This window comes from Zetaproteobacteria bacterium (assembly GCA_003696765.1).
GTDB lineage: Bacteria > Pseudomonadota > Zetaproteobacteria > Mariprofundales > J009 > RFFX01.
In genome coordinates this window covers 1-10,182 of record RFFX01000041.1, presented here as the reverse complement: position 1 = coordinate 10,182, position 10,182 = coordinate 1, and the positions used below count along the sequence as shown (strand labels likewise).

At 69.1% G+C, this 10,182-nt stretch carries 11 protein-coding genes and 1 tRNA gene; 6 read left to right on the top strand and 6 right to left on the bottom strand.

Annotation, left to right across the window (positions count from 1 at the left end):
- Positions 1-75: 75 nt before the first annotated feature.
- From D6682_04340 to rnd, 3 genes are read right to left on the bottom strand one after another with little or no spacing between them, the layout of a single operon-like run.
- Positions 76-912, bottom strand: a complete 837-nt coding sequence (locus D6682_04340) for a 50S ribosomal protein L11 methyltransferase (GenBank protein RMH51512.1) — start codon at positions 910-912, stop codon at positions 76-78.
- 41 nt (positions 913-953) lie between these two features.
- Positions 954-1,592, bottom strand: coding sequence for a hypothetical protein (locus tag D6682_04335; protein RMH51510.1), 639 nt, complete (start codon positions 1,590-1,592; stop codon positions 954-956).
- Between the two features lie 13 nt (positions 1,593-1,605).
- Entirely contained in the window at positions 1,606-2,796 is a 1,191-nt protein-coding gene (gene rnd / locus D6682_04330; protein ID RMH51511.1) for a ribonuclease D, read from the bottom strand.
- Positions 2,797-2,905: 109 nt separating this feature from the next.
- Between rnd and glgB the strand changes: the two genes are divergently transcribed.
- Genes glgB through sixA form a run of 3 tightly spaced genes read left to right on the top strand, consistent with a single transcriptional unit; the run spans position 2,906 to position 6,041 of the window.
- On the top strand, positions 2,906-5,092 hold the full coding sequence (gene glgB / locus D6682_04325; protein ID RMH51509.1) for a 1,4-alpha-glucan branching protein GlgB: 2,187 nt from the start codon (positions 2,906-2,908) through the stop codon (positions 5,090-5,092).
- A gap of 39 nt (positions 5,093-5,131) precedes the next feature.
- Positions 5,132-5,500, top strand: a complete 369-nt coding sequence (locus tag D6682_04320; protein ID RMH51508.1) for a PilZ domain-containing protein — start codon at positions 5,132-5,134, stop codon at positions 5,498-5,500.
- A gap of 40 nt (positions 5,501-5,540) precedes the next feature.
- Positions 5,541-6,041, top strand: coding sequence for a phosphohistidine phosphatase SixA (gene sixA, locus D6682_04315; GenBank protein ID RMH51507.1), 501 nt, complete (start codon positions 5,541-5,543; stop codon positions 6,039-6,041).
- A 53-nt stretch (positions 6,042-6,094) separates the two neighbouring features.
- Here sixA and D6682_04310 read toward each other — a convergent pair whose 3' ends face one another.
- Positions 6,095-7,120: a methylamine utilization protein gene (locus D6682_04310; GenBank protein ID RMH51506.1), complete on the bottom strand. Its 1,026-nt coding sequence runs from the start codon at positions 7,118-7,120 to the stop codon at positions 6,095-6,097.
- A 13-nt stretch (positions 7,121-7,133) separates the two neighbouring features.
- Positions 7,134-7,724, bottom strand: a complete 591-nt coding sequence (locus D6682_04305; GenBank protein RMH51505.1) for an HPP family protein — start codon at positions 7,722-7,724, stop codon at positions 7,134-7,136.
- A 126-nt stretch (positions 7,725-7,850) separates the two neighbouring features.
- Here D6682_04305 and D6682_04300 point away from each other — a divergent pair, with 126 nt between their 5' ends.
- From D6682_04300 to cobA, 3 genes are all read left to right on the top strand, one after another.
- On the top strand, positions 7,851-8,429 hold the full coding sequence (locus tag D6682_04300) for a hypothetical protein (GenBank protein ID RMH51504.1): 579 nt from the start codon (positions 7,851-7,853) through the stop codon (positions 8,427-8,429).
- A 45-nt stretch (positions 8,430-8,474) separates the two neighbouring features.
- On the top strand, positions 8,475-9,068 hold the full coding sequence (locus D6682_04295; protein RMH51503.1) for a nucleoside deaminase: 594 nt from the start codon (positions 8,475-8,477) through the stop codon (positions 9,066-9,068).
- Positions 9,069-9,180: 112 nt separating this feature from the next.
- Positions 9,181-9,978, top strand: a complete 798-nt coding sequence (gene cobA, locus D6682_04290) for a uroporphyrinogen-III C-methyltransferase (GenBank protein ID RMH51502.1) — start codon at positions 9,181-9,183, stop codon at positions 9,976-9,978.
- A 105-nt stretch (positions 9,979-10,083) separates the two neighbouring features.
- Here the strand turns inward: cobA and D6682_04285 are convergent.
- Positions 10,084-10,160, bottom strand: a tRNA-Met gene (locus tag D6682_04285).
- Positions 10,161-10,182: the final 22 nt, after the last annotated feature.

Below are 10,182 nucleotides of genomic sequence, written 5' to 3'. Positions count from 1 at the left end.
CTTGCTTGCGCAAGCTCTTGATTTGCGCGGCCGTCCGTGGCCGCGAATGCCGGCTGCTTAGCGAAGCCGGCTGCGCTATTCCCCCTGCACGGTGGCTGTGCGATTCCACTCCACATCAGCGCGGACAAACTCCAGCAACGCCCACTCCTCTTCCGTCTCTACCCCCAGCGGTTGCAGGCCGCAGGCGGCATAGGCCGCCTCGACCCGTGCCGCCTGCCGCGCCAGCACCCCCGAGAGCAACAACCGCCCCCCGACGCAGCAGGAAAGCGCCTCGGCCATGGCGATCAGCGGCGCGGCCAGGATGTTGGCGACCACCAGGTCGAAGCGCTCCCGCTCCGGCGGAGCATCGCCCAGGCGGACCTCGATCCGTACCTTGTTGATCCGGGCGTTTTCCCGGCAAGCGGCCACCGCATCGGCGTCGCAGTCGATCGCCACCACCGCCCCCACCCCCAGCCTGGCAGCGGCGATGGCCAGGATGCCCGAGCCCGTCCCCATATCGAGCATGCGACGGACGGTGCCCTCGGCACAGACCCGCTCGATCGCCGTCAGCATGAGCCGGGTGGTGGCGTGGGTGCCGGTGCCGAAGGCCATGCCGGGGGTGAGCACGATATCGACCATGCCCGCCGCCGCCTTCGGCCGGAAATCGGGCCGCACCCAGAGCCGCCGGCCAATCCGCTGCCCATGCCACTGCTTCCGCCACGCAGTCGCCCACGACTCGTCGAGCCACCGGATGCGCACGGCCGACGGCGGCAGATTGCAGAGCGCGATCGCGGCGATCAGCCGCTCCCGCACCCCCGGCGCGGCGGGGAACCAGGCGCAGCGGCGGCGAACCCTCCCCTCGGGATCACACTCCTCGGCCACACCCACCGCCCGCAACCCACCCGCCAGCCGGCCGAAGCCATCTTCATCCATCGCCGCCCCGTCCACGGAGAGCTCGAGCAGCGGGGCACGACTCACGGCATCCGCTCCGGCACGAACTCCTCGGCCGCCCGCTGCAACGACACCTCGGCCGGCGGCGCCTGTGCCGGATCAGGCACGAAGCAGTTGATGCGCCGAGTGGCGAGATGTTGCCACCAGCCGGCGGTGAACTGCTGCCACAAGAGCGCGACGTAGGACTCCCTAGCCGCCGCCTCCGGTCCGATGAAACCTGGGCTGGAGGCGACCTCGCCGCGTACGGCGATCTCCGGGTTGTGCAGCAGGTCGACCGCCTCCCGACTGCGGAAACAGGCGCCCAGATCGAGGTAGAGCAGCTGCGGCCGGCCGGGCTCCATCGCCGCCAGCGTGGCGACCATCTGCCCACGGTCGGGCAGCGGCGCGGGGGCGAGACGGTGGACGATGGCGTGGCTGAAGATCCCGCGCTGCATGAAATCGAACATCCCCGCCCGGCCGCGCCGCACCAGCCCATGCCGCTTGTCGGTGGCCAACCGCAGCCCCAACAGCGGCCGCACCTCCTCCATCGCCCGCAGCGCGGCGTCGCCGGCGGCCAGATCGCCGGCGAAACGGACCTCGCGCCACCGCTCGCGATCGGCGCAGAGCCGCCAGGCCCGTCTGCCCGAGTCGAGCAGGGCGTCGATGGTGAAGACGACGTTCACCGCCGCAGATGGGTCAGTGCGGCGCCACCGGCAGGATCACCGGCAGGCGGCGTTCGGGGTCGATCCTGATCATCAGGCGGCCGGCCAGCATCTCCAGCATCGTCTCGCCGATCAACCGCCGTCGCCAGCCGCGCAGCAACGGGATGTCGGGAGGCGGCCCCGGCTGCTTCCTGCCGCCCCACGAGGCGAGCGCCGCCAGATCGGACTTGCTGGCCAGGATGGCGGGCGCGATCTCCAGCTCGGCCGCCTTGAGCTGAAGCAGGGCATCGAGCAGATCGGCCCGGGGGGCGCTGCCGGGGGTGGCGGGGGTCGCCGCACGCCTCCGCCGGGGCCACTCCTCCGGCGGCGTAGCGATCCCGCGCCGCCAGGCGGCCAGCAGCTCCGCGCCGAAGCGCTTGACCAACCCCCGGGAGATACCGCGGATGGCGGCGAGCCGCTCCAGATCGAGCTCCTCCTGCCGGGCGAGCTCGACCAGCGACTCATCGGGGATCAGCCGTTTGCGCGGCAGATCACGCGCCTGCGCGGTCTGCTCGCGCCATGCGACCAACGGCCGGAGTACGGCCAACTGCTTCGGCTTGAGGCTTTTGCTCCCCTTGGTGCGCCAGAAGAGTGTCTCCACGTCGGGCTGGTAGGCGCGCGGATCGGTCAGCTGGCGCTGCTCGTCGTCGAGCCAGTCGCTGCGCCCTCTCGCCTGAAGCTGCGCGCGCAGATGGTCGTAGACCGGAATCAGGTGGAGCACGTCGTCGGCGGCGTAGCGCCTCTGGGCCGCGCTCAACGGCCGCGCCAGCCAATCGGTGAAGGTGGCCTCCTTGGCCAGGGTCACCCCGGTGAGCTGCTGCACCAACGTACCGAACCCCACCTGCTGGCCGTAGCCGAGCAGCGCGGCGGCGACCTGCGTGTCGAAGAGCGGCAGAGGCAGGCCGCCGCTGGCGTGGTGGATGATCTCCACGTCCTGCCGCGCGGCATGGAAGATCTTGCGCCGTCCAGGATCGAGCAGCAACCGCCAGAGCGGCCCCAAATCGTCGATGGCCAGCGGATCGATCAGAAAACAGCGCCCCCCCTCCGCGCCGCGTACGGCGATCTGCATCAGGGCGAACTGCGGCCAGTAGGTCTGCTCGCGGTGAAACTCGGTGTCGACGAAGAGCTCGTCGGCCCCTCCAAGCAGGGTGAGCGCCCGCCGCAACCGCTGCGGCGTGTCGATCATGGAGAAGCCGGTCGAGGCGCGCACCGGCGCATGATGACGCATCGCGCCGCGCATACAACCTCCACCGCCGGCGCTACCATACGCCCCATTCCGCCCATCCGGAGCGATCATGACCACACTGACCGACGCCCACTACGAGATCATCGAGGGGCGCTGCCGCGATCCCTTCGCCCTGCTCGGACGCCACCCCCACCCCCGGGGGGGAATCGTCGTGCGCATCTTCCGTCCGCACATCGCCCGCGCCTGGCTGCTCGGTTTCGGTCGCCGACCGCGGGTGATGAGGCGCATTGCCGGCAGCGACTTTTTCGTCTGTCGTGTGGCCGCAGGCGACTTCTCCACCCCATACCGCCTGCGGCTGGAGGATGGCGCGGGACGCCGCTGGGAGGAGGAGGATCCCTACCGCTTCCCGCCGATGCTCGGCGATCTCGACCTCCACCTGATCGGCGAGGGGAACCACCTCGAGAAGTACCGCCTCTTCGGCGCCAACCCGCGCACTATGCTGGGGGTGGAGGGGACCGGGTTCGCTGTGTGGGCGCCCAATGCACAGCGGGTGAGCGTCATCGGCGATTTCAACGGCTGGGACGGCCGCATCCACCCCATGCGCCAGCGCGGCTCCAGTGGCGTGTGGGAACTCTTCCTCCCCGGGGTCGGCACGGGCGCGCTCTACAAGTTCGAGGTGCGCACCTGCCATGGTACCGTGGTCGAGAAGGCCGACCCCTACGCCCGGCAGATGGAGGTGCGCCCCAAGACCGCCTGCATCGTCCACGACCCGACCCGCTACCGCTGGGGCGACGACCGCTGGATGGAGCGCCGGCGCATGCAGGGCCCGCCGATGGAGCAGCCGATCAGCATCTACGAGGTTCACCTCGGTTCCTGGCAACGCAACACCGACGGAGGCTTCCTCGACTACCGCACCCTGGCCCACCGGCTGGTCGAGCACTGCCACAGACTCGGCTTCACCCACATCGAGCTGCTGCCGATCACCGAACATCCCTTCGACGGATCGTGGGGCTACCAGACGGTGGGCTATTTCGCGCCGACCAGCCGCTTCGGCACGCCGGACGACTTCCGCTACTTCGTCGACTACTGCCACCAGCACGAGATCGGCGTCCTGCTCGACTGGGTGCCGGCCCACTTCCCCAAGGACAGCTTCGCACTGGCCCGTTTCGACGGCACCGCCCTCTACGAGCACGAGGATCCGCGGCTGGGCGAACACGCCGACTGGGGGACGCTCATCTTCAACTACGGGCGCAACGAGGTGCGCAACTTCCTTATCGCCTCCGCCCTCTCCTGGCTCGACTGCTTCCACGTCGACGGCCTGCGGGTCGACGCCGTCGCCTCGATGCTCTACCTCGACTACTCCCGCCGGGAGGGGGAGTGGCTGCCCAACCGCCACGGCGGCCGGGAGAACCTGGAGGCGGTGGAGTTCCTCAAACAGTTCAACTGCCTGGTCCACGAACGCTTCCCCGGCGCCATCACCATGGCCGAGGAGTCCACCTCCTGGCCGATGGTCTCCCGCCCGGTCTGGCTGGGGGGGCTGGGCTTCACCATGAAGTGGAACATGGGGTGGATGAACGACTCGCTGCGCTACTTCTCCCGCGATCCGATCCACCGCAGCTTCCACCACAACGAGCTCACCTTCTCGATGATGTACGCCTTCTCCGAGAACTTCATCCTCCCCTTCTCCCACGACGAGGTGGTCCACGGCAAGGGCTCGATGCCGGGCAAGATGCCGGGCGACGACTGGCAGAAGTTCGCCAATCTGCGCGCGCTCTACGGCTGGCAGTTCACCCATCCCGGCAAGAAGCTGCTCTTCATGGGATGCGAGTTTGGCCAGTGGCAGGAGTGGAACGACGACGGGCCGCTCGCCTGGGAGCAGACGCCGCATCAACCCCACGCCGGATTGATGCGCATGATCGCCGACCTCAACCGGCTCTACCGCACCCGCCCAGAGCTGCATGTCAACGACTTCCACGAGCGCGGCTTCGAATGGATCGACTGCAACGACGCCGCCCAGTCGGTGCTCAGCTACCTGCGCCGGGACAACGACGGCAACGCGCTGCTGGTGGTGCTCAACCTGACCCCGGTGGTACGCGAGGGCTACCGGATCGGCGTTCCCGAGCCGGGCTGCTACCGCGAGATCTTCAACAGCGACAGCGCCATCTACGGCGGCGGCAACATCGGCAACTGTGGTCAGGTGGTGAGTGAGCCGATAGCCTTCATGGGGCGGCCGCATTCGCTCTCGCTGCGGCTGCCGCCGCTCTCCTGCCTGATCTTCGACCGGGAGGAGGGATGACGACGTCGCAAGAAGTCGGGGCGACGGGAGGATGAACGCATGGAGAAGCAGAGTGGACGCGCCTTCACCCGGGTACGCATCCCGGTCGGGGCCCGGATCCGACAGGATGGACGTGAGGTGGAGGGCACGGTCACCGACATCAGCATGAACGGCACCGCCATCCGGTGTGACTGGAGCGGGCTGCACAAGGGAGCCCCCTGCCGGGTGGAGCTGACCCTGGGGGAGGAGGAGAAGATCACCATTCTGGCGGAAGGACGGGTGGTACGCGGCCGGGACGACGGCGTGGCGATCGCCTTCGAGGCGGTCGATCTGGAGAGTGTACCCCACCTGCGCAACCTGATCCTCTACAACGCGGAGGAGCTCGACCAGGTCGAGCACGAGTTCGCCGAACACATGGGAATCCGCTGACCACGGCCGGAGCGCTCCCTACCCCCTCCGCCACGCTCCCGTGGGCCCGCGCTGCTACCTGAGCCAGCACGGCCGGGCGGTCGGCCGGGAGGAGGATCCCACCCGCCCGCTCTCCCCGCTGGGGCGGGAGGAGATCGCCAGGGTCGCCGGCTTCCTCAGCCTGTTCGAACGGCCACAACCGGCCGTGATCTACTGCAGCGACAAGCTGCGCGCCCGCCAGAGCGCGGAGATGTTCGCCGAAGCCTGGCAGGTCGCAAACGTCGTCTCCCGCCCCGTCCTCGCCCCGGCTGCCGACCCGATCGACGCCCTGCGGCTGTTGGAGAAGGCCTCGGTGGAGCGCTCGGGGCCCATCATGCTGGTCGGCCATCTGCCCCACCTCGCCCGGCTCGCCGCCCTACTGCTGCTCGGGCGGGATGCAGGTGCACCGATCCGCTTCGCCAACGGCGGGGTGGTCTGCCTGCAGCAGGAAGAGGCCGGCTGGCAGACGGTATGGCAGATCAACCCGACCATGTTCTACCGCAGCGACGACCGGCCCGCCTGACCGGGCCGGGGCGGCGGGCATGGCGCCCGGCCGCTACCCGACCCGCCCGGGATCTAAGGCAGCGCCGGCCGGTGGATCCGGTTGAGCCGTGGATCGGTCAGGGTTTCGAGGAAGGCGATCAGATCGGCCTGCTCGGCGGCGGTCAGATGGAGCGGCTCGATCAGGTCGTCCTGGCGGGGATCCTTCGGATTGCCGCCGCGGTTGTAGTGGTCGATCACCTGCTCCATGGTGGAGAAGGCGCCGTCGTGCATGAAGAAGAGCAGTGATGCGGAGTTATAAAGCGTCGGCGTCTTGAAGGCGCCGATGTCGTCCTTGTCTCCGGTCACGGCGTAGCGCCCCTTATCTTCCTTCAGCGGGCCGACCTGCGGCACGCCGATGTTGTGGAAGGCGTTGTCGGTCAGCAGCGGCGGCGTGTGGCAGGCGACACACTGCGCCTTGCCGCGAAACAGCGCAAAGCCGCGTTTGGCGGCGGCGGAGATCGCATTGCGGTCGCCCCGCACATAGCGCTGGAAGGGGGCGTCGCGGGCGACCAGCGTACGTTCGTAGGCGGCGATGGCCCGGGCGATGTTCCGCCGCGTCACCCCATCCTTGAACACCTTCCGGAACGCCCGGTCGTAGCCGGGGATCCTCTTGAGCCGCGCGACGATCGCCGGCACATCACCCCCCATCTCGCCGGGGGCGGAGATCGGCCCCATGTGGCCGGGCAGAGCACCGGTCTGCTCCTCCAGTGAGGCGGCGCGGCCATCCCAGAAGAGCGAAGTGTAGTAGGCGGCGTTGACCCAAGACGGCGCCCAGCGGCCCAGCTCACCTCCGTGGCCGAAGGCGCGCGGTGTGTGGCCGCCACCGCCGGCGAACGGCAGGTGACAGCCGGCGCAGCTGATCGAATCGTTCTTGGAGAGGCGGGGGTCAAAGACCAGCTGATGGCCGAGTGCGATCTTCGCTTTGCTCTGCGGGTTGTCCGCGGGCACCGGCACCGGCGGCAGCACCCAGTCCGACAGATCCTCAGCCTGTGCGCCAACCGGCGCCAGCCATGCGCCGGCCGCCAGACAGCCGGCAATGATCCAACGTGTTGTGTTCATCGAGAGCCTCCGTTCACAGATTTTTCCGTTGCTGAACGTTGCCGGATGTGGCGCCGCGAGGGTAGCGCCCCTCCGGCTGCAGGCGATGTGCGACCACGGCCACCAGAAACATGATCAGCAATCCGGTGGCCACCGGGCAGAGCACGAAGCCGAAACCGAGCGGCCCGTACTCCCCGCTGGCGCCAAGCAACGCAATCGCCCCGGCCGGCGGGTGCATGCTGCCGCTCCAGCCCATGTAGACAATGGCCAGCGCCACCGCCAGCGCCTCGATCAGCCACAACGGCAGCCACGGATGCAGAGATGTCACCGCCACCCCGATGCAAGCGCTGCCGATGCCCCCGACGAAGATGTTCCACGGCCGGGCCATCTCGCTCTGCGGCGCACCGTAGAGCAGGATCGAGGAGGCGCCGAAGGCGGCCATCAACAGCGGCACGCCGTGTCCGCCGATCAGCCAGCGGTCGACCAGCGCGATCAGTGAGAGCGCCAGCAGCGTCGCCCCCCCCAGGATCCACGACCGCCGCAGGGAGAAGGCGTTCACGCCGCATCCGGCGCAGGAGCGCCCGAACCCGCCGACCGGCCTGCCCACGCGCGGCTCCATTCGCATCGCACCCTTCGCCCCGTTACCATTTCGCCCGATATCCTAACGCCTTCTTCCGTCGATCGTGAGCCGGCGCGGGAACCGCCCGGCCGGGCCGAACGGGCGAACGGCGGGTCGAACAGGGGAGAAGCGATGGAGAAAGAGATCCAGCAGATGCAAGCCGCGGAAATCGCCGAAGAGAGCCGCCGCCTGGCGGAGGATCTCGAAGCGATGGCCCGAGACATCCGACAGACTGCGGAGGTGGTACGGCACAACTCCGGCGTCGCCGGCGAAGCCGCCCGATCGAGCCGGCAGGGGGAGGAGCTGCTCGCCCGACTGGTCGAGGCGACCGAGGCGATCAACCAGCTCTCCCAGAGCATCGCCGGCATCGCCAAGCACACCAATCTGCTGGCGCTCAACGCCAGTATCGAGGCGGTGCGGGCCGGCGCCTCCGGCCGCGGATTCGCCGTGGTGGCCAGCGAGGTGAAGGAGCTGGCCAACCAGAGCGCGGAGGCGACCAAGGAGATCCAGCAGCGTATCGACGAGGTGCTGGAGCAGAGCAAACAGGCGCACGAAGTGCTCAGCGAGATCGCCCAAGAGGTCTCCGGCATCCACCAGCGCGCCGGCAACGCCGCCGACGGCTTCGACCAGAAGGCCGACGCCATGGAAGAGCTCGCGCGGCGGATGAGTACCCTGCAGCAGAAGAGCGAGGAGCTGGCCGCGGCATCCTGAGGGGTGTCCCGCACCACGGCCCCGCCCACCAGCTTTCGAGTCACCATGCCCGACTGGCTGTCGGGCTTCGTTGCACGCCATCCACTGGAGGAGGCCACACCACAAGCGCGCATGCGTTGGCTGCTGCGGCTGCTGGAGCAGCAGATCGCGCACGCCAGTGGCGGGCCCTTCGCCGCGGCCATCTTCACCGACGACCGCCTCCCTCCGCTCGCCGCGGCGGTCAATGTGGTGGTGCCCGCCCGTTGCTCGCTGGCCCACGCCGAGATGGCCGCGCTGGCGCTGGCCCAACGACACATCGGTAGCCACGACCTGCGTGCCGCCGGGGCGTGTCGGCTGTTTGCCAGCTGCGCGCCGTGCGCCATGTGCCTCGGCGCACTGCCCTGGTCGGGCATCGCCGCACTCTATTGCGCGGCCCGCTCGGAGGATGCGCTAGCCATCGGCTTCGACGAGGGGCCGCGCCATCCGCAATGGAGGCAGGAGCTGCAACGACGGGGCATCACCGTCCGCTGCGACCTGCTGCGTGCAGAGGCTGCCGACCTGATGAGGCGCTACCGCGAGGCCGGCGGTGTCTGCTACAACGGACATGACGGATGCCGACTTCGCAAGAAGTCGGCATCCGCGGCCAGGACGGCCGCGTAAATCAAGAGCTTGCGTAAGCAAACGATGGATTTGTAAAGGGATCGAAGACCGCGCTCTTCGATCGCCGTCAAGCAAAAAGTCCACGGACGGACTTTTTGCAATTCGATCACGGATGACCACTTCGCAAGAAACCATCGAATCGGACGAGGCGCTCGACCGGCCGCTATGCCCGGGCGAGGTGGCGCTGGTCGGAGCCGGCCCCGGCGATCCGGCGCTGCTCACCCTCGCCGCCGCCCGCCTGATCGGCGACTGCGACGCCGTCATCCACGACGCGCTGGTCTCCGAGGCGGTGCTGGCCCGCTGCGCGGCGCATGCCGAGCGGATCTTCGCCGGCAAGCGCGGCGGCCGCCCTTCGGCCCGCCAGCAGGACATCTGCGCGCGGATGATCGCCCTGGCCCGCGCCGGTAGGCGGGTGGTGCGGCTCAAGGGCGGCGACCCGTTCGTCTTCGGCCGCGGCGGCGAGGAGATCCGCGCGCTTGCCGCCGCAGGCGTCCGCTTTCGCGTCGTCCCGGGCATCACCGCCGGCATCGCCGCGCCGGCGATGGCCGGCATTCCGGTTACCGACCGCAGCGTCAACGCCACCCTCGCCTTCCTCACCGGCCATGAGGCCGCACGCCACTCCCGCCTCGACTGGCGGGCGCTGGTCGCCGCCTTCCCGGTGTTGGTGATCTACATGGGCAGCCGCAACCTGCCGAGCATCGCCGGCCGGCTGCTGGAGGCGGGCATGGCACCGACCACGCCGCTCGCCCTGCTGCACGCGGTGACCACACCGCAGGAGCGGCAGAGCTTCGGCACGCTGGAAGATGCGGCCGCAGGCGTATTGCAGGCCATCGCCCCCTCGATCGTGGTGATCGGTGACGTGGTACAACAACGGCAGGGGTGGCAAGGGAAGGCGCGGAAGGGCTCCTGAGCGCAACGGGTGGCCGCCACATCCCGAAGGATGCCACCACGGCCGGAGTGCGAACGGAGAAACCACCGATCTCCTCTCGATGATCCATGGCTTGCGCCAGCTATTTGGTGGGCCCACCAGGACTCGAACCTGGAACCAACCGGTTATGAGCCGGCAGCGCTGACCAATTGCGCCATGGGCCCGTGCCCCTGCCGATCCCGCACG

What these genes read in the sequence shown, in the direction of transcription:
- D6682_04295 (RMH51503.1), top strand. Translation starts at nt 8,475, where the DNA reads ATGCCCGACTGGCTGTCGGGCTTCGTTGCACGCCATCCACTGGAGGAG.
- D6682_04300 (RMH51504.1), top strand. Translation starts at nt 7,851, where the DNA reads ATGGAGAAAGAGATCCAGCAGATGCAAGCCGCGGAAATCGCCGAAGAG.
- glgB (RMH51509.1), top strand. Translation starts at nt 2,906, where the DNA reads ATGACCACACTGACCGACGCCCACTACGAGATCATCGAGGGGCGCTGC.
- D6682_04320 (RMH51508.1), top strand. Translation starts at nt 5,132, where the DNA reads ATGGAGAAGCAGAGTGGACGCGCCTTCACCCGGGTACGCATCCCGGTC.
- D6682_04340 (RMH51512.1), bottom strand. Translation starts at nt 912, where the DNA reads ATGGATGAAGATGGCTTCGGCCGGCTGGCGGGTGGGTTGCGGGCGGTG.
- rnd (RMH51511.1), bottom strand. Translation starts at nt 2,796, where the DNA reads ATGATCGACACGCCGCAGCGGTTGCGGCGGGCGCTCACCCTGCTTGGA.
- cobA (RMH51502.1), top strand. Translation starts at nt 9,181, where the DNA reads ATGACCACTTCGCAAGAAACCATCGAATCGGACGAGGCGCTCGACCGG.
- D6682_04310 (RMH51506.1), bottom strand. Translation starts at nt 7,120, where the DNA reads ATGAACACAACACGTTGGATCATTGCCGGCTGTCTGGCGGCCGGCGCA.
- D6682_04305 (RMH51505.1), bottom strand. Translation starts at nt 7,724, where the DNA reads ATGCGAATGGAGCCGCGCGTGGGCAGGCCGGTCGGCGGGTTCGGGCGC.